Raw genomic sequence first — 21,105 nt, 5'->3', positions numbered from 1 at the left:
CGGGATCGCATTGACACACCCATACCCGATTGACTATGTATCATCGCATAGCCATTTGGGTATGAGTTATGACGGAACCTCAGGACGCGATTTTTCGCGCGCTTTCCGATCCGACGCGGCGCGGCCTGTTCGAGCGCCTTTGCCGCAATGGAGACACCACCGTCGTGGGCCTGCTGGCCGAGGCAGGCGTCTCGCAACCCGTGGTCTCCAAGCACCTCAAGATCCTGAAGACGGCTGGGCTGGTGCGCGACCGGCATGAGGGCCGCTACACCTATTACAGCGTCGAGCGCGATGCGCTGAAGACGCTGATCGACTGGACATCAGAGATGTCGGGCTTCTGGACCGACCGCTTCGACGATCTCGAAAATTTGCTCAGGAGGATGGACCAATGACCGAAACAATGGACACCACGCGCTCGGTCGTGGTCGAGCGCGATTTCCCCTATCCGCCCGAAAAACTCTGGCGCGCGCTGACCCAGCCCCATCTCATTGCCGAATGGCTGATGAACAACGACTTCAGCCCGGTGGCCGGCCGCCGCTTCACGCTCTCCGCCGACTGGGGCCAGGTCGACTGCGAGGTTGAGACGGTCGAAGAGAACCGCACCCTGTCCTATCGCTGGGACACCAAGGACCTCCGGAGCATCGTTACCTGGACATTGGCCCCCACCGCGTCGGGCACCAGCCTGCGCATGGAGCAGCGTGGTTTCACCTCCGCCCAGAAGGCCTACTTCCAGGGTGCGTCTGTCGGCTGGCCGCGCTTCTTCGACCAGCTGGTCAATGTCATAGCCAGGTTCGATTGACCTCGCTGCACCATCGATTCCAGGAGTATTTGCAATGAGACAAGTGATCCGCACGGTCCATCGCTGGACCTCGCTCCTCTTCTGCCTGATCGTCGCATCGATCTTTGCCGGAATGGCGCTCAGCACCTTACCGGAGTGGTTCTACTACCTGCCCCTGCCGCCGCTGGCCGTGCTGATCCCGACTGGCATCTACATGTTCTTCCTGCCCTATTTCAGCGACAGGCAGGACGCCCTACCGGCTGCCAAGGGACGCGCCTGATGGCCAAGGATGCGGCGCCCAAACTGCTGTCGGGCGGCAACCCGCAGATATCAAAGGGTTACGGCGATGCCGTCGTCCAGTCCTACATCGACGCCATGCCCGGATGGAAACAGGATATCGGGCGGCGCATCGACACCCTCGTCACCGAGGCGGTGCCCGGCGTGATCAAGGCGGTGAAGTGGAACTCGCCCTTCTACGGCACCGAAAAGGACCTCTGGTTCCTCGGCTTCCACTGCCTGACGAAATACGTCAAGGTCGCGTTCTTCAAAGGCGCGCAGCTCTCGCCGCCGCCGCCGGGCACGTCGAAGCAGGCCGACGTGCGTTATCTTGATATCTACGAGGACAAGCCGTTCGACGAGGCCCAGTTCTACGACTGGGTCAGGCAGGCCAGAGCCTTGCCTGGCGAAAAGACGTGAGGCGCAACTGAGCGAGAACACGGAACCCTCGATGATCGTCATCCGGCGCGCTCGGGTCGAGGACAGGGACGCCCTCGGCGCGCTCAAGCTGCGGTCTTCGCTGGCCTGGGGAGACCATGTCGAGGAATTGCAGGCAATGCCGGAGGCGAGCGAAGTTCCGGCCGCGCACCTGTCGCATGTCGTGGTAGCCGAACTGGGCGGAGAGACCATCGGCTTCGTGACTGTCCTTGCCGGCAAAAATGCCGCCCGAGCTGAACTGGAAGATCTCTTCGTCGCGCCGGAAGCATGGCGGAAAGGGATTGGCAGTTTGCTCGTCGCCGAAGCCGAGCGCCGCGCCAAGGCTCTCGGAGCGCAAACGCTCGACGTCGTTGCCGGACAGCGGGCGCGCCCGTTCTACGAGGCCTCAGGCTTCCGCTTTGCCGGGACCGTGCAGACCGACATCGCACCCGCTGTCCGGTTGCGAAAGGATCTTCCCTAGCTCAACGATCGGTTCCTGGTGGCCCCTCACCCGCCCTTGGCAAAGCGCGCCCACGCCTCATGCGTTCGGGCGATCATCCCTGTCCAGCCAGACCGCGATGACCGCCGCAAGCAGCGCCAGCAGTGCAGACGCCAGCATCGTCGTTGCAAGTGCTGCGATGGCGCCATGCCCCTCAAAGAACAGGCCAGCGAGCGACACGACGAGTGCACCGCCGCCAATGGACATGGCGGCCGACAGGCCGGCGGCTGTTCCGGGCAAGTCCTGCCGAATTGACATCACGCCCATGTTGGCCGTAGGCATCGTCAATCCGTTGCCCACGCCGATGAACATGCAAGGCACGAAGAACGCCAGCGGGTGGGATGCGGCAATCGCCGCCAGTCCGAGACAGGCCAGCAGTCCCAGACATGTCAGCGTCCGAGCCAGGACAAGGATCCGGCCTCGGGCAAACCTTGCGCCGATACGCCCGGCCAGAAAGCTGCCGCAAATGAAGCCGGCAGGGACCAGCCCCATATACAGTCCTAGCACTGCACTCGATCCGCCAATGGCCAGCGGAGCGCCGGCAAGGAAGATGTACAGCGTTCCCATAGAGAACGTCATGCACAGCACATAAGCCCAGAATTTCGCGCTGCGCAGAAGCAGCTTGTACGCGCCGAGATATCCAGATCGATCAGCCACTGCAGGCCTTTCCCGCAACCCATGCCCAGGTAGCAGGAGAACAAAAAGACCGGCAGCGGTGAGGCCAAGGAAGATCGACCGCCAGCCGAACAACGCGTCCAAAGTGCCGCCGAGTGTCGGACCGACCATCGGCGCGATCGCCCACACCATGGCAGCATAGCCCATCCGGCTGGCCCCGGTCTCGGCGCTCGACGTCGACTTGATCCCGACAAGCGCCACCGAAAAGCAGGCAGCAATGGCCGCCTGTGCGGCACGGCACAGCAGGAACGTGGTGATGTCGGTCGCAACCGCACATCCAACAGACGCCGCGACGAAAAGCGAGATCGACACCCGTGCTACCGGCGGCCGTCCGAAGCGATCAAGAAGGCCGCCGGAGATCAGCCCGACAAAGGCGGTGACGAATGCATATCCTGCGACGGCGAGGTTGATGACGGAAGCATCGGCCCCGAACTCCTGAGCGATGTTGGGCAGCGAGGGAGCGATGATGTTGACCGGCAGCACCGAGAGCGCCGACAGCGCCACAAACATCGCAAACCGCGACGAGCCGTCATCGCCGGCCCTTCCGGACGAAGCAACGAGGCTCGGTGAGGCATCAGGTTCCTGGCGATCCATGGCAGGGTCTTTCGTCCGGGGAATTGCACCGCAGACGCATGTCCGGCGGCGGGCACAAAAAAGGCCCCGCGAGGAGCCTGTTTGCCGCGCATGGGTGCTTTCGCCCGGTGGTTACGCCACCTTGCCCATGCGCTTTCCTACCACGATAAGACGCGAGATCATGCTCATGCCGAAATTCATACGGACCAACTATTGGCTGGTCAACGGGAATGGTTGCCAGCCATGTCCGCCCTGCCGGTCGCGCCGGCAGGGCGCACTGCGGCTATCAGGCCGACTTGTCACCCGCGCCGGGCCGCCTCGATCGCGGCGACATCGATCTTCTTCATGTCCATCATCGCTGCAAAGGCGCGCTTGGCCTCACCGCCGCCGGCAGCCATGGCCTCGGTCAGCACGCGCGGCGTGATCTGCCAGTTGACGCCCCACTTGTCCTTGCACCAGCCGCAGGCGCTTTCCCGCCCGCCATTGCCGACGATGGCGTTCCAGTAGCGGTCGGTCTCCTCCTGGTCGTCGGTGGCGATCTGGAACGAAAAAGCCTCGTCGTGCTCGAAGGCGGGCCCGCCATTGAGGCCGAGGCAGGGGATGCCTGCGACAGTGAATTCGACCGTCAGCACGTCGCCTTCCTTGCCCGAGGGATAGTCGCCCGGCGCGCGATGGACGGCATGTACCTTACTGTTGGGGAACACCGTTGCGTAGAAACGCGCCGCGGCTTCTGCGTCCTTGTCGTACCACAGGCAGATCGTGTTCTTGGCGATGGCCATGTCTGATCCTTTCCTCGTTGATCTCAGCCGCAGGCCCAACGCATCAGCGTCTCAGGCGTTCCGAACTGGACGGGCACCCGCCACGGCCGGTTGCTGGATCGGGCCGGGCGACGCCAGGAACTATGCGGCCCGCGCGGCAGCTTTGTCGAGCCAGGCCGCGATCACTGCTGCCAACAGCGCCAGCAGGGCCGACGCAGGCGCGGCAGCTACGATGAAGCGGTGCAGGAGCCGAGCCCTCTTGCCGGGCGACATCACCTGGCGTAAACAGCGTTGTCGCGAAAAGCGACCGCTTCCCTTGATCCGCTCAGTGGCGGAGTAAACAGGTGGACGAATAGTCGTCCAGGCGGTCAAGCATAAGCACCCATGCCGTTTCGAGCGTGGGTCGCCAGCGTCTCCCGAAAATCATCCCGCCTGATATCGATCAGGCCCCGTTGCGAGCAGCCATCGGCGCGAGGCGCTGTTGTACGCTCGCGTTCATTGGAGTCCGCCATGAGCAGACCGCTCATCGTCATCTATGTTGCCATTGTCCTTGATGCCGTCGGCATAGGCCTGATCTTCCCGATCCTGCCCGCGCTGTTGCGCGACGTCACGCATGCCGACAATGTCGCCGTCTATATCGGCGTCATGACCGCGCTTTACGCAGCCATGCAGTTCGTCTTCGCACCGGTTCTCGGTTCGCTGAGCGACCGGCTCGGCCGCCGGCCGGTGCTGCTGATCTCGCTCGCGGGTGCAGCCGTCAACTACCTGTTCCTGGCCTTTGCCCCGAGCCTCTGGATGCTGCTGCTCGGCCGCGCCGTCGCCGGCCTCACCAGCGCCAACATCTCGGTGGCCACCGCCTACATCACCGACATCTCGCCCAAGGAACAGCGAGCCCGCCGCTTCGGCCTGTTCAACGCCATGTTCGGCGTCGGCTTCATCATCGGGCCGGTGCTGGGCGGTGTGCTCGGCGACCATTGGCTGCGCCTGCCCTTCATCGCCGCCGCTGCGCTCAACGCCTGCAATCTCCTGCTGGCTTTCTTCATCCTGCCGGAGTCGCGAACGCCCAGCCGCGAAAAGATCGACCTCGCCGCCCTCAATCCGCTCAAGCCACTGCGCTGGGTGTTTTCGGTGAAGAGCCTCTTGCCGGTCATCTTCGTGTTCTTCGTCTTCAGCGCCACCGGCGAGGCCTACGGCACCTCCTGGGCTCTGTGGGGCAGCGATACGTTCAACTGGAACGGCCTCTGGATCGGCCTGTCGCTCGGCGCGTTCGGCGTCTGCCAGGCCCTCGCCCAGGCCTTTCTTCCCGGACCGGCGGTGAAGCTGCTCGGCGAGCGGGCCACCATCCTGATCGGCATCGCCTGCGCCTGCACCGCACTGGTGGTCATGGCTTTTGCCACAGACGGCTGGATGATTTTTGCCATCATGCCGGTCTTTGCCCTTGGCGGCATCGGCGTGCCGGCGCTGCAGTCGCTTGCCACCCGTCAGGTCGATGAAAGCCAACAAGGCCAGTTCCAGGGCGTGCTGGCGTCTGCCCTGAGCCTGGCCTCGATCGCAGCACCGCTCGCCTTCTCCAGCATCTACCTCGCGGTTAGGACTCAATGGCCCGGGGCGATCTGGCTCTCGGTCGTCGCCGTCTACGCGCTCAGCGTGCCGTTTATCCTCGGTTTGAGGTTCAAGGAGCCCGCAGTGGTTCCAGCAACCTAGCGTGCCCGACTGGAAGCTGTTCGCTAGGCCGGCTGCACCTCGATGGTCACATGCGACAGGTCGTGGATATGGGCGAGCTTCGACTTGTAGGTCTCGGGCGTCGCCGGCGCGCTCGACTTGAGCGCCACGATCGCCGCATGGTGGCCCGGGCCGACCTGCCAGACATGCAGGTCGGTGATCACGTCCTTGTCGGTCTGCACCGCGTCGCGGATCTCGTCGGGCAGGTCCTCGCCTGACGGGACATAATCGACCAGCACACGACCGGCGTCGCGGATCAGCGTCCACGACCAGCGGGCGATGACAAGCGCACCGACTGTACCCATCAGCGGGTCGATCCAGCGCAGGCCATAGATCGCGCCCATGACCAGTGCGAAGATGGCAAGCACCGAGGTCAGCGCATCGGCCAGCACATGCACATAAGCTGCACGCAAATTGTTGTCATGACCATGACCATGGGCATGGCCGTGGTCATGTGCGTCATGGCCGCCGTCATGCAGCAACCAGGCGCTGGCGAGATTCACCGCAAGGCCGACCATCGCGATGATGGCCGCCTCGCGGAAATTGATCGCCACCGGGTTCATCAGGCGGACGCCACTCTCCCAGCCAATGTAGATCGCCACGATCGCCAGGATCACCGCGCTGGCAAAGGCGGCGAGATCGCCGACCTTGCCGGTGCCGAAGGTGAAGCGCGGATTGTGCGCCTGCCGGCGTGCAAAGACATAGGCGAGTGCTGCGATCAGCATCGCTGCCGCGTGCGTCGACATGTGCCAACCATCGGCCACCAGCGCCATCGAGCCATAGATCGTACCGGCAACGATCTCGACGACCATCATGACCGCTGTCAGCGCGATGACGAACATCGTGCGACGCGCATTGCGGTCGTGGCGCTCGCCGAGGAAGACGTGACTGTGCGCCGCCTCGAACGCGCGGCGATGCCCATGCCCGTGATGATCATGATCGTGATGGGCGTGCTCGCCATGGGAATGGCCGTGGCCGTGCGGATGATTGTTGCTCATTTCAAGTAGGTCCTGATGACGTCGATCAGTTCGTCGCCGCCGCGCTGGCGTTCGGCGGCGTCGGTGGGTTGAAGCACGTGGTCGCGGATGTGGTCTTCCATGAGCTCGGCAGTCAGACCGCCGACAGCACCCCGCACCGAGGCGACGAGCTGCAGCACGTCGGCGCAGCCGAGTTCGGCCTCCAGCGCGCGCTCCACCGCTTCGACCTGGCCCTTGATGCGCCTGACACGGGCGAGCAGCTTGGCCTTTTCCTTGACGACATGCGACATCGCTACCTCACATAATATAGGGGGGTACCCTATATCCTGCGGCGAATGTTGGCAACCAGCATCGATCTCAGCCCTATCAGGCGAGCCCGCTCCCGCACCTGCGTCGCCCCGAGGCCACCCGTTGACCTCAGCCCCGCTTCCCGCCACTGTCCGCCTCCCCAATGGCGGCTGCAGGGAGTGCATCATGAAGCTCGACGGCAAGACGGCGATCGTGACGGGTGCAGCCAAGGGCATCGGTTTTGCCATCGCCGAGCGCTTCCTGCGCGAGGGCGCGCGCGTGGTCATCGCCGACCTCCAGCAGGACGATGGCTCCGCCGCCGAGGCCGAACTGGAGAAGCTCGGCAAGGCGCTGTTCGTCCGCGCCGACGTCGCCAAGCGCCTCGACGTCCACAATCTCGTCGCTGCCTCGCTGGACGCCTTCGGCGACGTCGACATCCTGGTCAACAACGCCGGCATCGACCATAAAGCCGACTTTCTTGACCTCGCCGAGGCCGATTTCGACCGCGTGCTGTCGGTCAATCTCAAGGGCTCGTTCCTCGCCGGCCAGGCCGTGGCGCGTTTCATGGTCGAGAAGGTCAAGTCGGGCGGCGCGCCCGGCGCCATCGTCAACATGTCCTCTGTCAATTCGGTCGTCGCCATCCCCGACCAGGTGCCCTATGCCGTGTCCAAGGGCGGCGTCTCCCAACTCACCACCGTCATGGCGCTGGCGCTCGCGCCTTGGGGCATCCGTGTCAACGCCATCGGCCCCGGCTCCATCGCCACTGACATGATGGCCCGCGGCATCGCCGATCCGGCAGCCCGCAGCCGCGTGCTGTCGCGCACCCCGCTCGGCCGCCTGGGCGAGCCGGAGGAGATCGCCTCGGTCGCCGCGTTCCTGGCGTCCGACGACGCCGGCTACATCACCGGCCAGACGATTTTCGCCGACGGCGGCCGCCTCGCGCTCAACTACACGGTGCCGGTGAAGCCATGAAAACAAAAGACGAACAGGCATCCGCCAACTCCTGACAGACTGCTGTCAGGAGGGGTGTGAGATACTCCTCCCGTTCAAGAAATGGAGGATTTGTCATGCCCAGCTTCACGCCCGATCTGTTCCGCTCCGTCAGGCATTATGCCGGCAAGCTCAGGACCATCCACAATGAGATCCGCACCGAACGTTTCATGAATTCGTTGCCGGAAGACATCCGCAAGGACATCGGTTGGCCCGACCGCTTCGCGCGGCGCAACGACTACAACTGACAAGGCCACAACGGGGAAAGACCATGACCAAGACCATTGGACTGCTGTTCATCGAAGGATATGCCGACTGGGAATATGGCCTGCTGGCTGCCTCGGCGGTCGAATGGTTCGGGCTGCGCGTGGTGTCGCTGTCGCCGCATGCCTCGCCGCTGACCTCCATCGGCGGTCTCAAGCTCATCGCGATGCGCAGCGCCGACCCTGTTGACAACACCGACCTCGACGCCATCGCCGTCATCGGCTCCGACGGCTGGACCAGCAAGGATGCACCCGATGTCTCGGCCATCCTCCATGCGGTCAGGACGCGGGGCGGCGTTGTCGGCGGCATCTGCGGCGGCACGCTGCCGCTCGCCCGCGCCGGCCTGTTTGAAGGTGTCTCCCACACCTCCAACGGCCGCGACTGGATTCTTGGCCACGAACCCGCCTATGCCGGCGCATCGCGCTACAGCGACGTGCTCCATGCGGTTGCCGATGGCAGGATCGTCTCCGCCCCCGGTTCGGCGCCCGGCACCTTCGCTGTCGCCTTTCTCGAAGCCCTTCTGCCTGAAAACAAAGAGCAATTCAGCCAGATGCGGACCATGTTCGCGCGCGAATATGCGCAAGCCTCCTGACAATATGCTGTCAGGAGCACTGTGCGATGATACAGTTGCATTGTCCCGCCATGGCCGCCTGACCCGCCCCAGTCAGGAATGACGCAATGGGACTGCCGGAATAACGCATCGCCTGAAGTCGCGGCGACCCAAGGGGTGACGATGTGCGGAAAATGACCTTGGACGTTATTGCGCTGCCATCGAGGACGCGCGACGTCCCGGATTTCGAGGGATTTTCATGAGACGGGCCGACAGGCTTTTCCAGATCGTGCAGCATCTTCGCGGCGGCCGCCTGGTCACCGCGCAGAAGCTTGGTGCCTGGCTCGAGGTGTCCGAGCGCACGATCTATCGCGATATCGCCGACCTGCAGTCGACGGGTGTGCCGATCGATGGCGAGGCCGGCGTGGGCTACATGATGAGGGAGGGTTTCGACCTTCCGCCGCTTATGTTCACGCGCGATGAAATCGTTGCCCTTGTCGCCGGCGCCCGCATGGTCCGCGCCTTCGGCGGTGCTGCCATGGCGAGGGCCGCCGACGAGGCTTTGGTCAAGATCGGTGCTGTCCTGCCCGACCAGGAAAAGGATCGCATCGCCCGCACCGAGATTCACACCCCGATGTGGGTGGTCTCCGATGCCGACCGCGAGGCCATCGACCTGATCGAGCGCGCGGTCGAGAAGCGCCAGGTGCTCAGCCTCGACTACAATGACGAGGCAGGCCGCGGCTCGGCCCGCGACGTGCGCCCGCTCGGCCTGTGGTTCTGGGGCAAGGTCTGGACGCTGATCGCCTGGTGCGAGATGCGCAACGACTTCCGCGCCTTCCGCATCGACCGCATCTCGACCGTCACCTCCGCCGGCCGCAGCTTCAAGCCCGAACGCGGCAAACTGCTGGTCGACTATTATCGCAGCGTCGAACGCAGCGAGACCTTCGACAGCGACCGCAGCTCCCGGGTCTAGCCGGGCTTTCCCTTCACCTCCCAAGTCAAGCCCGGCCCCGTGCCGGGCTCTTTTTTTGCCCTGGCACAAGGGACCGGCGTCCGCGCCGTCTTGATCCGGCTGAAACGAACGCTCATTGGATGGTCAGTATCCAGTGAAGGACTTCGCCAATGAACATGGACCTCAAGGAAATCGACGGTGCCTGCCATTGCGGCACGGTGCGTCTGCGCGTGCGCCTGTCGAACGGCCTCAACTCGGCCCGCCGCTGCACCTGCTCCTATTGCCGGATGAAGGGCGCGGTCGCCGTCTCCGCCGATCTCGGCGGCGTCGATGTCGTGGCAGGCGCAGAGGCGCTCACCGTCTACCAGTTCAACACCATGTCGGCGAAGCATCACTTCTGCTCGAAATGCGGCATCTACACCCACCATCAGCGCCGCTCGGACCCCAACCAGTATGGCGTCAACGCCGCCATCCTCGCAGGGGTCAGCCCATTCGATTTCACCGAGCTGCCGGTCATGGACGGCATCAACCATCCGTCCGACAATGGTGGCGGCCCGCGCGTCGCCGGAACGCTGAAGTTCATCCCCGCCGGCTAGAGAGCCAGAAACGGTAGCGAGGTCGGAGGCAGCCCCGCCGCAATGCTCTCGCAATCTGTTCCGGTCAAAGGCTTTTCGAAAGATCCGTTCGGAAAGTCCTGCCCGGAGACAGCAACGCCATGCACTCTCGAAGAAAACCGTCCGCCCTCAAGGGCGCCCTTGTTGTCGCGACCGCCATTGCCTCCGTCGCCGCCTTTGCCGGGGGGCTGCTCTACATCGACAAGCTGATCGGCGGCCCGCTGCTTTCGGCCGCCACACCTGCATTGGCGAGCAGCACCGGTGACGGCAGCTTCCCTGCCGATGCCGACATCCTGAACATCCTCAAGAGACGCATCGACGACCAGGCCCAGAGCGTCGGCATTGTCGTCGGCACGATCGGCCCGGAGGGGCGCAATATCCTGGCGCATGGCCGGTTCAGCGCCGCGGACCAGCGTCCGGTCGACGGCAACACGCTTTATGAGATCGGTTCGATCACCAAGCTGTTCACCGCCCTTGTCCTTGCCGACATGGATGCACGCGGCGAACTCAGGCTCGACGACCCACTGGCCAGGCATCTGCCGTCAGGCGTCTCTGTGCCTAGCAAATTCGGCGCGGAAATCACTCTTGCCGACCTCGCGACGCATCGCTCCGGCCTGCCGTCGATCCCAGAGACGATGGCGCCCACTGATGACGCCAATCCCTATGCCGACTACACCACGGCCCAGCTCTACGGGTTCCTCTCGTCCTACACACTGCCGCGCGCCATCGGCGCCAAATACGAATACTCCAACATCGGCTTCGGCCTGCTCGGCGACGCGCTCGCCCATAGGGCCGGCGTCGACTACGCCACACTGGTCAGGCAGCGCATCACAAGCCCGCTGGGCATGAACAGCACCGTGATTGCGCTATCGCCAGAGCTCAAGGCGCGCATGGCGGGCGGCCACAATAGCTGGCTCGAACCCGTGCCCAACTGGGACCTGCCGGCCCTTGAGGGCGCCGGCGCCCTGCGTTCCTCGGCCAACGACATGCTGAACTTCCTGGAAATGGCGATCGAACCCGACAAGAGGCCCCTTGCAGCGGCCCTCGCCAGCTCGCTGGTGCCGCGCAACGACGTCATCGGCGGCAGCAGGATCGGGCTCGCCTGGATGCTGACCGACACACCCAATGGTCAGGTCGTCTGGCACAATGGCGGTACCGGCGGCTTCAGCACCTTCATCGGTTTCAACCCCAAGACCAAGGCCGGCGTGGTTGTGCTGTCCAACTCGGACGCTGGCGTCAATGACATCGGCATGCACCTGCTCGACGCCGCAATCCCCCTCGACGATCCAAAACCCAGACCCAAACAGGTGTCGGTCGATGCGTCGCTGTTCGACGGCTATGTCGGCCGCTACGCTGCCATGCAAGGCCTTGTCTTCACCATCAGCCGCGATGGCGACAAGCTCTACGCCCAACTGACCGGCCAGCCCCGGCTGCGCCTGTTCCCCGAGAGCGAGCGCCGCTTCTTCTACAAGGAAGTCGATGCGGCGATCACCTTTGCGGCAGGCGACGGCTCTGCCCCAAGCCTCACCCTGCACCAGTCCGGCAAGGATCTCCCAGCCGTCCGCGTCCAGGAGTAGCGGCAGTTCGAAGCCGGGACGCCATCCAACCTGCTCCCGCAAGAAACAAAAAAGGCCCCGCATTGCGGGGCCTTTTCATGTGTGAGCAGCCTGGAGCATTCCAGCAAAAGTGCGCAGCGGTTTTCCATCAAGAATTGCGCAAAAACAACGACATAGAGGGGTTCCGCGATTCGAAGAAAAGCGGAAACGCTCTGGGCTCAGAACTTGTCTTCGTCTTCGTCCTCGGGCTCCTTCGACTTGAGCGCCGAAAGCTTGGCGAAGACGGCATTGGCGTCGAGTTCCTGGTCCTCGTCCTTCGGCGCCATGGCCGCGGGCGTCAGGCGCTCGGTCAGCGCTGCCGGCAGCAGGGTGTCGCCGACAGGCGCCGGGGCCTCGCGGCCGCGCGAAGCGCGCTGCACTTCGATGTCGAGGTCGATCTGCGAGCACAGGCCGAGCGCAACCGGGTCCATCGGCGTCAGCTGGGCGATGTTCCAGTGCTTGCGCTCGCGGATCTGCTCGATCGTCGCCTTGGTCGTGCCGACCAGACGCGAAATCTGCGCGTCCTTGAGCTCGGGATGGTTCTTCACCAGCCAGTAGATGGCATTCGGGCGATCCTGGCGCTTCGACAGCGGCGTGTAGCGCGGGCCCTTGCGCTTGGTCTCGGGCACGCGGACCTTGGGATCCGACAGCTTGAGGCGGTGGTTGATGTCGCCCTCGCCCTTGGCGATCTCGGCGCGCGTCAACTGGCCGGTCATGACAGGGTCCATGCCCTTGATGCCCTGCGCCGATTCGCCGTCGGCAATCGCCTTCACCTCGAGCGGGTGCAGCGAGCAGAACTGCGCGATCTGGTCGAACGACAGCGCGGTGTTGTCGACCAGCCAGACGGCGGTCGCCTTGGGCATAAGCAGCGTATTGGCCATGCGATATATCCTCTTCGCTCGCCCGCGTCCCTCACGCGGGCGGTGGTCAGACCACCAGAAAATGGGAAATTCGGGCTGTATATAGACGTATTCGCCCTGCTCCGCAACGATTTTGGGCAGAATGGCCAATTGCCCACAAACAGCCTGCCGCAACGCGCGCGCTGTCTCTCAAAACGCCTCTCCACGACAAAAGCCCCGCCTCCGGAAACTCCGAAAGCGGGGCTTTTTGTATCGGCCCGAAAACCGGTTTTGGCTTTCGGGACAGGCAGGCCAGGCCCACCGGCCGGACCTGATACCGGCGAGCCTGGTTCAATCGAAGCTGCTTACTTCAGCTTGTCGGCAACGGCCTCGATCGCCTTGACCGCGCAGGCCTCGTCGAAATTGCCGCCGGGCGCGCCGCCGACGCCGATGGCGCCGATGACCGCATCACCCGCCTTGATCGGCATGCCACCTGCGAGCACCAGGAAACCCTTGATGTCGACCAGGCCGGCCGCACCCGGGTTCTTCTGCACGTTCTCGGCCATCTTCGAGGTCGGCGTGCGCGACGAGGCCGAGGTGAAGGCCTTGTCCTGGGCGGCGGAAACGGTGTGGGTGCCGGCATTGTCGGCGCGGACCAGCGCGCGCAGCACACCCGCACGGTCGACCACGGCGGCGGTCACATTGTACTTGTCGGCGGCACATGCCTGGACGGCGGCCTGGGCGATCTCGACGGCGAGGCTCGACGAGATGTTCTTCTCGGTCAGAACCTGGGCGGAAGCGGCGCCGGTGACGGCGACAGTGGTAACGGCTGCAAGGAGGATGTTCTTGATCATGACTGGGTTCCTGTCCTGATGTTTTCTCGGGAGAAAGCGTTTCGCTTGTCCGGACAGAGAACTACCCGCATCGCACCGCAGGCTGAATCCGCGATGCCACCACCTGGCCTAGGTAGGATTACCTACTGCTGCGACCGCCAAGGGCATGACCCCAAAAAGTGGAGGCCGGCTTTCAGAAGGGGTCATGTCCACTAGGAGATCAGCGCCAGCCGCACCTGCTCGGCCACCGAACTGGTGCCCAGCTTCTCGGCGATCTTCGCCCGGTGCGCGTCGATGGTGCGGGCCGAGACTTCGAGTGCTACGGCGATTTCCTTGCTCGCCCAGCCGCGCGCCACCATGTCGAGCACCTCGCGCTCGCGCTCCGTGAGTTTTGCCAGAAGAGCGCGCGCCTCGCGTTTCTCCAGCCCGGCATCGAGGCTCAAAAACCCCTGCTGCAGCGCATCGACCAGCACCTCGCCGTCGACCGGCTTGGTCAAAAAATCCTGGATGCCAGCCTTGAAGGCGCGTCGGCAGGCCGCGACATCGCCATGCCCAGTGATCATGATCGTCGGCCAGTCGATTCCACGCTCGCCCAACTTCTGGTGCAGTTGCTGCCCAGACACCAAGGGCATGCGCAAATCCACCACCAGCACGCCCGGCTTGTTCTCATCGACATGCGCGAGAAACGTTTGCGGATCGCCAAAAGTCTCCGCCACAATCCCATAGGTCGAGAGCAGGAAGGCCAGCGCCTCGCGCACCGCCTCGTCGTCGTCGACCAGATAGACCCTATGCGTCATCCGTTGCTCTCCGTGGCCGACGCTCCGCCGCTCCTTGCCAACGGCAAACTCACCGTGAACCGCGCTCCCCGCGCCCCGTTCTCCGCCGCGATCCGCCCGTCCACGCGTTCCACCAGCGATGCGCACAAGGACAGTCCCAGCCCCATCCCGTCGGCTTTGGTGGTGAAGAACGGCGTGAACAGTTTTGGCAGCACCTCGGCAGGGATCCCCGGTCCGTCGTCGCTGACGACAACCTTCGCCTCGCGCCCAGCCCGCCCAGTGGCGATCGTCACCACCCCGCCCGACCCCGTCGCCTCCGCCGCATTGCGGATCAGATTGTGCAGCACCTGTTCCATCTCGATGGCATCGACCACCGCCTCAGGCGCGGGCTCGCCAAGCTCCAGCACCAGCGCCACCCCGCGTCGCTCGAGATCGGTGCGGGTCAGCGCCACCACCTCGGCGACGATGGCATTCAGGTCCTGCAGTGCCCGCTCGGGCGCCTTGTTGGAGGCATAATCGCGCATCCGCTTCAGCATCTCGCCAGCGCGCTTGGCTTCGCGCACATTGACGTCGAGCGCCTGCGAAATCATCGCCATGTCGGGCCTATCCGCCCGCGACAGCCGGAGCGCCGCCTGGCTGCGGCTGAGAAGTGCGGTCAGCGGCTGCGTCAGCTCATGCGCGATGCCCGACGCCAGCTCGCCCATGGCATTGACGCGCGAGGCGTGCGCAAGACGCGTCTCCCGCTCCTGAACGTAGAGCCGCTCCTCGGCCTCGCGCGCCGCAAGCTCGGAGCGCTTCACCTCAGCCCGCTGCCCGAGCCCAAAGCTCAAGGCCGCAGCCAACAAGCCCGCCACCACGGCAAAGCCCAAGAACCGCCCCGGCGGTACCAGCGCCGCCAACGGCAACGACCGGTCGAGCGACAACAATAGCCGTTGCCCCTCGCCGTCGATCACCTTCTCGAAATGTGGCGGCACAAGCCACGACACCCCAGGCCCAACCGACGCCTCGGCCGGCAAATCCACCAGCTCGTCGCCATCAAGGCTGATCCTGAGATGCGCAAAATCAGGCCGCTCCTCCGGCTCCACAAGCTTCGCCGCATCGATCATCAGCACCACCGCGTGGTCGGAAGGCTCCGGCGCGCGCTTGGCCAGGAGATAGCGCCCCGCGCCAGCGGCATAAACACTCGGCCTGCCCCTCACCTGCGCGGCGATGTTTCCTCCCAGGGGCGCCAGATCGACGCCACCGCCTGGTGGCACATCCACCGCCTCGCGCACCGCAACGCCCGAAGCGGTGACGCCGGCTGGCTGCGATGCCTCCAAACCGCCGGGTACGGCCGATCCCTGCTCCGCGCCTGCGGCACCACTCGCCACTCCATCCGGCTCAAGCGAAACCAGCGCCAACCAGGTAATGCGCGGATAAAACCGCGAAATGCTCTCCATCACCTGCCGTACGGCTCCGTCGGACGCAGGCTCGGCCCCGCTCGACAAGGCGATCAGCGTGGTCAGATGCGCATCATGCTGCGCCACCCGCTGCGAGATCAGCCGGTGCAAGGTCCGCCCCGTCACCTCCAGCTCGTCCGCCATCCGCGTCCGCGACGTCTCCACCGACACGGCGATGAAAGCCGCCAGTGCGGCCAGCCAAAGCGAGAGAGAGAGGATGCGGGGATTGGAGAGGGGTGAGATCACGTGGGACGAACGCTGAGCCTGAATTTGGTGTCACCATAATCGCGGACCAGTCAGAAGGGAACGGCGTGTCGGCTCAACGAAAAGGCTCTCCTCGTCAAGCTGTGCAGACTCCAGCGCCAAAGGCCAGTCCCTGAAAACTGCCATTGGTGCGCAGAATGGTCATTCGCGAACCAAGCCCGCATAGAGCGGACTTGGCCAACAGACCTTCCCATCTCCCACACCCCGGCCTACCATGCCTCCAGGCATAGGAGGCTTCGATGGCATCAAGCTTCAACGTGCAGGACGCGGCCGGCTATGAGCAGCTGATGGGCCGCTGGAGCCGAAAGCTCGCGGTTCCGTTCATCGATTTTGCCGGGCTTGCCGATGGCGAAAAGGTGCTCGACGTCGGCTGCGGCACCGGCAGTCTGACCTTCGCGCTGGCCAAGGCTGCAAACCTCAGCGCAATCACGGCAATCGACTTCTCGCCGGTCTTTGTTGCCGCAGCACAGGCGCGCAACTCAGATCCGCGCATAAACATCAGCCAGGCCGATGCCTGCGCGCTGCCCTTTGACGACAACGACTTCGACCGTGCGCTGGCGCTTTTGGTGCTGCATTTCGTGCCAGAGGCGCCCAGAGCGATCGCGGAGATGGCCAGGGTGACGCGGCCGGGCGGCGTGGTCGCGGCCACTGTGTGGGACCACTATGGCGGCATGCCCGGCATGCGCATGGTGGTCGACACCCTTGCCACACAAAGCGAAGCCGGCCGGCAGTTGCGCGCCCGCTATTGCTTCCAGCCGATGATGCAGCCGGGCGAGATGAAGGCGGCCTTCGCAGCGCAGGGACTGTCAGGCGTCGAGGAAACGCAGCTTTTGCAGCGCATGGACTATGCCGACTTCGCCGATCTCTGGGCGCCCATCGGCGCGGGCGAAGGCCCGATCGGCAAGTTTGTCGCCACGCTCGACCAAGCGGACAAGGCGCGTACGGAGGCGGCCGTACGGGATGCCTATGAGGCCGGTCGGCCCGACGGCCCGCGCTCCTTCGCCAACATCGCCTGGGCCGTGCGCGGCACCGTCAGCTGAGGCATGGGGAAGCCTCACCCCACATCGAGCACGATCTTGCCGATGTGCTCCCCCTCTTCCATGCGCTCATGCGCGCGCCAGGCTTCCTTGAGCGGGAAGATCATGTCCATGACCGGGGCAACGCGGCGGACAGCGAGCAGCGGCCAGACCTGGGCCTCGAGCGCTGCAGCGATTGCGCCCTTGAACTCGGTGGTGCGCGGCCTGAGTGTCGAGCCGGTATGGGTCAGGCGCTTGACCATCAGCTTGGAGAAATCGGTGCTTGCCACCGCCCCGCCCTGCGTCGCGATCTGGACGATGCGGCCGTCGACGGCGGCGGCATTGTAGTTGCGGCCGACATAGTCGCCGCCGACCATGTCGAGGATGACGTTGGCGCCCTTGCCGTCGGTGGCTTCCTTCACTGCCTGGACGAAATCCTCGTTCTTGTAGTTGATCGCCCGGTCGGCTCCGAGCTTGAGGCAGGCAGCGCACTTGTCGTCCGAACCGGCAGTGACGATCACATAGGCGCCGAAGGCCGAGGCAAGCTGGATCGCAGTGGTGCCGATGCCCGACGAACCGCCATGAACCAGCAGCGTCTCGCCGGCCTTGAGCGCACCGCGTTCGAACACATTGTGCCAGACGGTGAAGAAGGTCTCGGGCACCGCCGCTGCTTCCGTGTAGGTGAAGCCCGCCGGCAGCGGCAGCGCGTTGGTCTCATGCACCCTGGCATATTCGGCATAACCTCCGCCAGGGGTCAGGGCGCAGACCTGGTCTCCGATGCGCCAGCGACTGACACCGTCGCCAAGCGCTGCCACCTCGCCCGCGACCTCGAGACCCGGCAGGTCGGAGGCGCCTGAAGGTGCGGGATAGGCGCCCTTGCGCTGCTGCACGTCGGGCCGGTTGACGCCGGCTGCATGCACGCGGATCAGGATCTCGCCGGTGCCCAGTTCCGGCAGGTCGCGCTTTTCCGCCTTGAGCACGCGCGGTCCGCCCGGTTGCGTGATCGCCACCGCGAGCATTTTCGCCGGAAGTTTGGCAGCGTTGGCCATCTCTGTCGTTCTCCGTTCCGTCCGGCCTGAACCGGCATTTGCATGTCCTTGCCCGCACTATGTATTCTCATTGGCAAATCAGGCAAACGCCTGTCCGAGGATGGAGACATCGAATGGCGCTGTTCGACGACGACCCCAAGAAGAAGCCCCTTGCCCACGAGATCGGCCAGGACCTATCGCTGCTTTCGGTCGGCGAACTGAACGAGCGTATTGCCCTGCTGCGCAGCGAGATCGCGCGGCTCGAGGCCGAGCTTGGGGTCAAGGGCTCGACCAAATCGGCAGCCGAGGCGCTGTTCAAGCGCAACTGACATCCAGTCGTCGCCGAAAAGCCCCAAAGGGGCGGTCTTCACGACCTGGCGCTCTATTGATTCTTGGTGGGACAGTTCGATGCTCGCAACCTACAGGCCGATCCTTTCGCTGCTTCGCGGCACAGCTTTCCTGCTGGCAGCGTCCGGGCTGCATGGCCTTCTTCTGCCGCTTCGCGGCCAGGAGGAGGGTTTTTCCACCACGGCACTCGGCCTGATGGGAACCGCCTGGGCCGGCGGTTTTGTTGCCGGTTGCTATTTCGCTCCGCGCGTCGTGCGCCGCGCCGGCCATGTCCGTGCCTTCGGCACCTTCGCGGCGTCGGCGGCGATCGTCGCCCTGCTGACCGGGCTGATCGTCAATGAATATGTCTGGATCTTCCTGCGCGCCTTCACCGGCTTCGTCATGGCCGGCGCTTTCATGGTGATCGAGAGCTGGCTCAACGAGCGCGCCACCAACGAGAACCGCGGCACCGTCTTCGGCCTCTACATGATGGTGACCTACGCCTCGATCATGGCCGGCCAGATGATGGTCGCCGGCGGCGACGTCAAAAACGCGTCGTTGTTCATGGTGACAGGCATATTGTTCTGCCTGTCGCTGATCCCGACAGCGGTCTCCAGCGCCGCCCACCCCAAGCCGCTGCAGGACGTATCACTCGACCTCAAGGGGCTCTATGCCAATTCGCCCGTAGCCTCCGTCGCCTGCTTCCTGATCGGCGTGGCCAATGGCGATTGGGGCACACTCGGCGCCGTCTACGGCGCCCGCGTCGGCATCTCGACACCGGAGATCGCCCTGATGATGAGCCTCGTCGTCATCGCAGGTGCCGCGCTCCAGATCCCGGTCGGCAAGATTTCCGACAGGACCGATCGCCGCTACGTGCTGATCGGCGCCTCGCTTGCCTCGGCTGTCGCCGCTGTGCTGATCTTCCTGGTGGCGCCGCGTTCCGGCCCGTTCGTCATCGCCATGACAGCCTGCTATGGCGCCTTCGCCTACACGCTCTATTCGCTGGCGGTGGCGCATGCCAACGACCACGCCAAGCCCGAGGACTTCGTCAAGGTTTCGGGCGGTCTGCTGCTGCTCTACGGCTTCGGCACCATGGTCGGCCCGCTGCTCGGCGCCTGGCTGATGGATGCGCTCAGGCCAGAGGCGCTGTTCCTCGCCACAGCCGCCGCGCATTTCGGCCTCGCCGGCTACACCGCGCTCCGCATCAGGCGCCGCGCAGCGGTGCCGATCGAAGAGCGCGAGGCCTTCAAGACCACGCCGGCCGACCGCGCCGCAACACCTGAATCGCTGCGCCTCGACCCCCGCCAGAAGGCCGACGCCGACGCATGATGGCCGGCCTCGGCCAGCATCGTGCGAGTGCCCGCGAGCAGCGGCGGAACTTCGACTCATGGTTGAGATTTCGGACATGTTGCGGCACAAAGGAGCCATGAAAGCTGACGACTCCTTCCTGGCCATTGCCGACGCCAACCGGCGCCATCTGCTGGAGGAATTGCGTCGCGGTCCGAAAACAGTCAGCGAACTCGCAGCCGGCCTGCCGGTGTCGCGCCCGGCGGTCTCGCAACATCTGAAAGTGCTGCTCGATGCCGGATTGGTCAGCGCCCGCGCCGACGGCACAAAGCGCGTCTATGCTGTCAGCACCGACGGCTTCAGGAAGCTCAACATCTGGCTTGATCAGTTCTGGAACGCCTGACCGACGCCTGTGGTGGCCCCGGCCGCAGCAATTTGTCAGAAAACAGCGACTTTGCGCTACATCACATCAGTCAGGCCCAAAGGCCTCGCCCTGAATCGACCCGTTGCAAGTATGTCAGCCACTGGTCCCGGCGGCAGTAGATTCCGCCGCCGGCTGACTGATCCGCATGGGTTCATGCGCACCTATGAAAAAGATGAATTCGACGACCTTTAGTGCTGGGTCGGCTTTCCTTTCAATTTCTCAATCTCGTCCTTGAGGGCCAGCTTGCGACGCTTCAGCGCGACGATCAACAGGTCGTCCACGGATGGATGGTTCATCGCTTCGTCGATCTGACGAGAGACATCGCCATGCTTCCGCTGAAGCTCTTCAAGATGGGATACAAGAGACATGAATGGTGCTCCCTTTCATGGTTTCCTCGATGCACCGCACGCGAACCCGCCCACCGCAGACGTGGCTCTGTGACGGAACCGTGACAGTCTGCCACCAGCCACCAGCAATGTCGAATAAAGTGTGGTAGCATTTCCTGACGAGGTGAAATGTGGTAAGGGCTTCGCGCCGGCGACAGGGAGTCGTCGACCCGCCTTCGGAGCGCCCCGGGTGCGCCAGTGAGTTTGCAGACGGTAGACATGTCGGAACAGGAAAAGGCCGAGATTCGTCTCGAGTTTGCACGCTTGAAGCAGGAACATGCTGATTTCGATGCCGCGATCAACGCGATGATCGCAACTGGCTGCGATCCGCTGCAGGTCCAGCGCATGAAAAAGAAGAAGCTGGTCCTCAAGGACAAGATCGCCCAGATCGAAGACCGGATCATTCCAGATATCATTGCCTGAGCAAGGCCACGCCTGACAGCGCGGTTGATTGTGAGCGGCCGGTTCGGGCCGTCGGGGAGCCGTGTCTGGTTTTCGGGCCGATACGTCAGAGCGCCATGCATCCGGGCGGACGCATAAAGGACGCTCTGACCTGTT

At 64.3% G+C, this 21,105-nt stretch carries 27 protein-coding genes; 17 read left to right on the top strand and 10 right to left on the bottom strand.

What is annotated here, in order from left to right:
* Nucleotides 1-68 precede the first annotated feature (68 nt).
* From NDO48_RS01155 to NDO48_RS01135, 5 genes are read left to right on the top strand one after another with little or no spacing between them, the layout of a single operon-like run.
* Nucleotides 69-392, top strand: a complete 324-nt coding sequence (locus NDO48_RS01155; protein ID WP_018429895.1) for an ArsR/SmtB family transcription factor — start codon at nt 69-71, stop codon at nt 390-392.
* A complete protein-coding gene (locus NDO48_RS01150) occupies nt 389-799 on the top strand; it encodes an SRPBCC family protein (RefSeq protein WP_018429896.1) in 411 nt (136 codons plus the stop codon). The genes NDO48_RS01155 and NDO48_RS01150 overlap by 4 nt, the downstream gene beginning before the upstream one ends.
* Before the next feature lie 34 nt (nt 800-833).
* The gene (locus tag NDO48_RS01145; RefSeq protein ID WP_026227583.1) at nt 834-1,058 is read left to right on the top strand and encodes a hypothetical protein; all 225 of its coding nucleotides are present in this window, start codon (nt 834-836) and stop codon (nt 1,056-1,058) included.
* The gene (locus NDO48_RS01140) at nt 1,058-1,474 is read left to right on the top strand and encodes a DUF1801 domain-containing protein (protein ID WP_267320702.1); all 417 of its coding nucleotides are present in this window, start codon (nt 1,058-1,060) and stop codon (nt 1,472-1,474) included. Before NDO48_RS01145 ends, NDO48_RS01140 begins: the two co-directional genes overlap by 1 nt.
* Nucleotides 1,475-1,505: 31 nt before the next feature.
* The gene (locus tag NDO48_RS01135; RefSeq protein ID WP_267320701.1) at nt 1,506-1,952 is read left to right on the top strand and encodes a GNAT family N-acetyltransferase; all 447 of its coding nucleotides are present in this window, start codon (nt 1,506-1,508) and stop codon (nt 1,950-1,952) included.
* Nucleotides 1,953-2,009: 57 nt separating this feature from the next.
* Here NDO48_RS01135 and NDO48_RS01130 read toward each other — a convergent pair whose 3' ends face one another.
* Together NDO48_RS01130 and NDO48_RS01125 are read right to left on the bottom strand one after the other, a co-directional pair.
* The gene (locus tag NDO48_RS01130) at nt 2,010-3,239 is read right to left on the bottom strand and encodes an MFS transporter (protein ID WP_267320700.1); all 1,230 of its coding nucleotides are present in this window, start codon (nt 3,237-3,239) and stop codon (nt 2,010-2,012) included.
* Between the two features lie 278 nt (nt 3,240-3,517).
* Entirely contained in the window at nt 3,518-3,991 is a 474-nt protein-coding gene (locus NDO48_RS01125) for a VOC family protein (protein WP_026227584.1), read from the bottom strand.
* A 495-nt stretch (nt 3,992-4,486) separates the two neighbouring features.
* On the opposite strand from NDO48_RS01125, the gene NDO48_RS01120 reads away from it, so the two are divergent.
* Nucleotides 4,487-5,680 carry a TCR/Tet family MFS transporter gene (locus NDO48_RS01120; RefSeq protein WP_267320699.1) on the top strand — a complete coding sequence of 398 codons (1,194 nt, stop codon included), beginning with the start codon at nt 4,487-4,489 and terminating at the stop codon, nt 5,678-5,680.
* A 23-nt stretch (nt 5,681-5,703) separates the two neighbouring features.
* Here the strand turns inward: NDO48_RS01120 and dmeF are convergent, their stop codons facing one another.
* Nucleotides 5,704-6,696, bottom strand: a complete 993-nt coding sequence (gene dmeF / locus NDO48_RS01115; protein ID WP_267320698.1) for a CDF family Co(II)/Ni(II) efflux transporter DmeF — start codon at nt 6,694-6,696, stop codon at nt 5,704-5,706.
* A complete protein-coding gene (locus tag NDO48_RS01110; RefSeq protein WP_018429906.1) occupies nt 6,693-6,965 on the bottom strand; it encodes a metal/formaldehyde-sensitive transcriptional repressor in 273 nt (90 codons plus the stop codon). The genes dmeF and NDO48_RS01110 overlap by 4 nt, the downstream gene beginning before the upstream one ends.
* A 184-nt stretch (nt 6,966-7,149) precedes the next feature.
* Between NDO48_RS01110 and NDO48_RS01105 the strand changes: the two genes are divergently transcribed.
* The 6 genes from NDO48_RS01105 (at nt 7,150) to NDO48_RS01080 (ending at nt 11,910) form a co-directional block, all read left to right on the top strand.
* Nucleotides 7,150-7,935, top strand: coding sequence for an SDR family NAD(P)-dependent oxidoreductase (locus NDO48_RS01105; protein ID WP_018429907.1), 786 nt, complete (start codon nt 7,150-7,152; stop codon nt 7,933-7,935).
* Nucleotides 7,936-8,030: 95 nt separating this feature from the next.
* Nucleotides 8,031-8,201, top strand: a complete 171-nt coding sequence (locus tag NDO48_RS01100; RefSeq protein ID WP_018429908.1) for a hypothetical protein — start codon at nt 8,031-8,033, stop codon at nt 8,199-8,201.
* Between the two features lie 23 nt (nt 8,202-8,224).
* Complete coding sequence (locus NDO48_RS01095; protein ID WP_267320697.1) at nt 8,225-8,809, top strand: DJ-1/PfpI family protein; 585 nt, start codon at nt 8,225-8,227, stop codon at nt 8,807-8,809.
* A gap of 217 nt (nt 8,810-9,026) precedes the next feature.
* Nucleotides 9,027-9,740 (top strand): helix-turn-helix transcriptional regulator, encoded by a 714-nt coding sequence (locus NDO48_RS01090; protein WP_018429910.1) that lies wholly within the window; start codon nt 9,027-9,029, stop codon nt 9,738-9,740.
* A 149-nt stretch (nt 9,741-9,889) separates the two neighbouring features.
* Nucleotides 9,890-10,315: a GFA family protein gene (locus tag NDO48_RS01085; protein WP_018429911.1), complete on the top strand. Its 426-nt coding sequence runs from the start codon at nt 9,890-9,892 to the stop codon at nt 10,313-10,315.
* Nucleotides 10,316-10,434: 119 nt separating this feature from the next.
* Nucleotides 10,435-11,910: a serine hydrolase gene (locus NDO48_RS01080; RefSeq protein WP_018429912.1), complete on the top strand. Its 1,476-nt coding sequence runs from the start codon at nt 10,435-10,437 to the stop codon at nt 11,908-11,910.
* Between the two features lie 197 nt (nt 11,911-12,107).
* Here NDO48_RS01080 and NDO48_RS01075 read toward each other — a convergent pair whose 3' ends face one another.
* The 4 genes from NDO48_RS01075 to NDO48_RS01060 form a co-directional block, all read right to left on the bottom strand.
* Entirely contained in the window at nt 12,108-12,809 is a 702-nt protein-coding gene (locus NDO48_RS01075; RefSeq protein ID WP_267320696.1) for a DUF1013 domain-containing protein, read from the bottom strand.
* Nucleotides 12,810-13,132: 323 nt separating this feature from the next.
* Nucleotides 13,133-13,621, bottom strand: coding sequence for a GlcG/HbpS family heme-binding protein (locus NDO48_RS01070; RefSeq protein WP_018429914.1), 489 nt, complete (start codon nt 13,619-13,621; stop codon nt 13,133-13,135).
* A gap of 191 nt (nt 13,622-13,812) precedes the next feature.
* Complete coding sequence (locus tag NDO48_RS01065; protein WP_018429915.1) at nt 13,813-14,397, bottom strand: response regulator transcription factor; 585 nt, start codon at nt 14,395-14,397, stop codon at nt 13,813-13,815.
* Nucleotides 14,394-16,061: a sensor histidine kinase gene (locus NDO48_RS01060; RefSeq protein ID WP_018429916.1), complete on the bottom strand. Its 1,668-nt coding sequence runs from the start codon at nt 16,059-16,061 to the stop codon at nt 14,394-14,396. Before NDO48_RS01060 ends, NDO48_RS01065 begins: the two co-directional genes overlap by 4 nt.
* Before the next feature lie 257 nt (nt 16,062-16,318).
* On the opposite strand from NDO48_RS01060, the gene NDO48_RS01055 reads away from it, so the two are divergent.
* A complete protein-coding gene (locus NDO48_RS01055; protein WP_018429917.1) occupies nt 16,319-17,119 on the top strand; it encodes a class I SAM-dependent methyltransferase in 801 nt (266 codons plus the stop codon).
* Between the two features lie 14 nt (nt 17,120-17,133).
* Here the strand turns inward: NDO48_RS01055 and NDO48_RS01050 are convergent, their stop codons facing one another.
* Nucleotides 17,134-18,144 carry an NAD(P)H-quinone oxidoreductase gene (locus NDO48_RS01050; RefSeq protein ID WP_018429918.1) on the bottom strand — a complete coding sequence of 337 codons (1,011 nt, stop codon included), beginning with the start codon at nt 18,142-18,144 and terminating at the stop codon, nt 17,134-17,136.
* Between the two features lie 113 nt (nt 18,145-18,257).
* On the opposite strand from NDO48_RS01050, the gene NDO48_RS01045 reads away from it, so the two are divergent.
* The 3 genes from NDO48_RS01045 to NDO48_RS01035 all read left to right on the top strand — a co-directional run bounded on the left by NDO48_RS01045 (nt 18,258) and on the right by NDO48_RS01035 (nt 20,140).
* Nucleotides 18,258-18,452, top strand: a complete 195-nt coding sequence (locus NDO48_RS01045; RefSeq protein WP_018429919.1) for a DUF1192 domain-containing protein — start codon at nt 18,258-18,260, stop codon at nt 18,450-18,452.
* Nucleotides 18,453-18,531: 79 nt separating this feature from the next.
* Nucleotides 18,532-19,779, top strand: a complete 1,248-nt coding sequence (locus NDO48_RS01040; protein WP_018429920.1) for an MFS transporter — start codon at nt 18,532-18,534, stop codon at nt 19,777-19,779.
* A gap of 97 nt (nt 19,780-19,876) precedes the next feature.
* Nucleotides 19,877-20,140 carry an ArsR/SmtB family transcription factor gene (locus tag NDO48_RS01035; RefSeq protein ID WP_026227585.1) on the top strand — a complete coding sequence of 88 codons (264 nt, stop codon included), beginning with the start codon at nt 19,877-19,879 and terminating at the stop codon, nt 20,138-20,140.
* 209 nt (nt 20,141-20,349) lie between these two features.
* Here NDO48_RS01035 and NDO48_RS01030 read toward each other — a convergent pair whose 3' ends face one another.
* Nucleotides 20,350-20,529: a YdcH family protein gene (locus NDO48_RS01030; protein ID WP_018429922.1), complete on the bottom strand. Its 180-nt coding sequence runs from the start codon at nt 20,527-20,529 to the stop codon at nt 20,350-20,352.
* Between the two features lie 237 nt (nt 20,530-20,766).
* Between NDO48_RS01030 and NDO48_RS01025 the strand changes: the two genes are divergently transcribed.
* Nucleotides 20,767-20,970, top strand: a complete 204-nt coding sequence (locus NDO48_RS01025) for a YdcH family protein (protein ID WP_018429923.1) — start codon at nt 20,767-20,769, stop codon at nt 20,968-20,970.
* The last annotated feature ends 135 nt before the right edge of the window (nt 20,971-21,105 follow it).

Origin of the sequence: Aminobacter sp. MET-1, from assembly GCF_026521175.1 — a bacterium.
In the GTDB taxonomy this organism is placed as follows: domain Bacteria; phylum Pseudomonadota; class Alphaproteobacteria; order Rhizobiales; family Rhizobiaceae; genus Aminobacter.
The sequence above is the reverse complement of the archived record's forward strand: the minus strand, read 5'-3'. Positions and strand labels throughout refer to the sequence as shown.

Excerpts from the sequence above, each read along its gene's own strand:
- NDO48_RS01155 (WP_018429895.1), top strand. The coding sequence starts at position 69 with ATGACGGAACCTCAGGACGCGATTTTTCGCGCGCTTTCCGATCCGACG.
- NDO48_RS01035 (WP_026227585.1), top strand. The coding sequence starts at position 19,877 with ATGAAAGCTGACGACTCCTTCCTGGCCATTGCCGACGCCAACCGGCGC.
- NDO48_RS01075 (WP_267320696.1), bottom strand. The coding sequence starts at position 12,809 with ATGGCCAATACGCTGCTTATGCCCAAGGCGACCGCCGTCTGGCTGGTC.
- NDO48_RS01140 (WP_267320702.1), top strand. The coding sequence starts at position 1,058 with ATGGCCAAGGATGCGGCGCCCAAACTGCTGTCGGGCGGCAACCCGCAG.
- NDO48_RS01130 (WP_267320700.1), bottom strand. The coding sequence starts at position 3,239 with ATGGATCGCCAGGAACCTGATGCCTCACCGAGCCTCGTTGCTTCGTCC.
- NDO48_RS01145 (WP_026227583.1), top strand. The coding sequence starts at position 834 with ATGAGACAAGTGATCCGCACGGTCCATCGCTGGACCTCGCTCCTCTTC.
- NDO48_RS01150 (WP_018429896.1), top strand. The coding sequence starts at position 389 with ATGACCGAAACAATGGACACCACGCGCTCGGTCGTGGTCGAGCGCGAT.
- NDO48_RS01070 (WP_018429914.1), bottom strand. The coding sequence starts at position 13,621 with ATGATCAAGAACATCCTCCTTGCAGCCGTTACCACTGTCGCCGTCACC.
- NDO48_RS01025 (WP_018429923.1), top strand. The coding sequence starts at position 20,767 with ATGTCGGAACAGGAAAAGGCCGAGATTCGTCTCGAGTTTGCACGCTTG.
- NDO48_RS01040 (WP_018429920.1), top strand. The coding sequence starts at position 18,532 with ATGCTCGCAACCTACAGGCCGATCCTTTCGCTGCTTCGCGGCACAGCT.
- NDO48_RS01055 (WP_018429917.1), top strand. The coding sequence starts at position 16,319 with ATGGCATCAAGCTTCAACGTGCAGGACGCGGCCGGCTATGAGCAGCTG.
- NDO48_RS01080 (WP_018429912.1), top strand. The coding sequence starts at position 10,435 with ATGCACTCTCGAAGAAAACCGTCCGCCCTCAAGGGCGCCCTTGTTGTC.
- NDO48_RS01110 (WP_018429906.1), bottom strand. The coding sequence starts at position 6,965 with ATGTCGCATGTCGTCAAGGAAAAGGCCAAGCTGCTCGCCCGTGTCAGG.
- NDO48_RS01135 (WP_267320701.1), top strand. The coding sequence starts at position 1,506 with ATGATCGTCATCCGGCGCGCTCGGGTCGAGGACAGGGACGCCCTCGGC.
- NDO48_RS01120 (WP_267320699.1), top strand. The coding sequence starts at position 4,487 with ATGAGCAGACCGCTCATCGTCATCTATGTTGCCATTGTCCTTGATGCC.
- NDO48_RS01045 (WP_018429919.1), top strand. The coding sequence starts at position 18,258 with ATGGCGCTGTTCGACGACGACCCCAAGAAGAAGCCCCTTGCCCACGAG.
- NDO48_RS01030 (WP_018429922.1), bottom strand. The coding sequence starts at position 20,529 with ATGTCTCTTGTATCCCATCTTGAAGAGCTTCAGCGGAAGCATGGCGAT.
- NDO48_RS01095 (WP_267320697.1), top strand. The coding sequence starts at position 8,225 with ATGACCAAGACCATTGGACTGCTGTTCATCGAAGGATATGCCGACTGG.
- NDO48_RS01085 (WP_018429911.1), top strand. The coding sequence starts at position 9,890 with ATGAACATGGACCTCAAGGAAATCGACGGTGCCTGCCATTGCGGCACG.
- dmeF (WP_267320698.1), bottom strand. The coding sequence starts at position 6,696 with ATGAGCAACAATCATCCGCACGGCCACGGCCATTCCCATGGCGAGCAC.
- NDO48_RS01065 (WP_018429915.1), bottom strand. The coding sequence starts at position 14,397 with ATGACGCATAGGGTCTATCTGGTCGACGACGACGAGGCGGTGCGCGAG.
- NDO48_RS01050 (WP_018429918.1), bottom strand. The coding sequence starts at position 18,144 with ATGGCCAACGCTGCCAAACTTCCGGCGAAAATGCTCGCGGTGGCGATC.
- NDO48_RS01100 (WP_018429908.1), top strand. The coding sequence starts at position 8,031 with ATGCCCAGCTTCACGCCCGATCTGTTCCGCTCCGTCAGGCATTATGCC.
- NDO48_RS01105 (WP_018429907.1), top strand. The coding sequence starts at position 7,150 with ATGAAGCTCGACGGCAAGACGGCGATCGTGACGGGTGCAGCCAAGGGC.
- NDO48_RS01090 (WP_018429910.1), top strand. The coding sequence starts at position 9,027 with ATGAGACGGGCCGACAGGCTTTTCCAGATCGTGCAGCATCTTCGCGGC.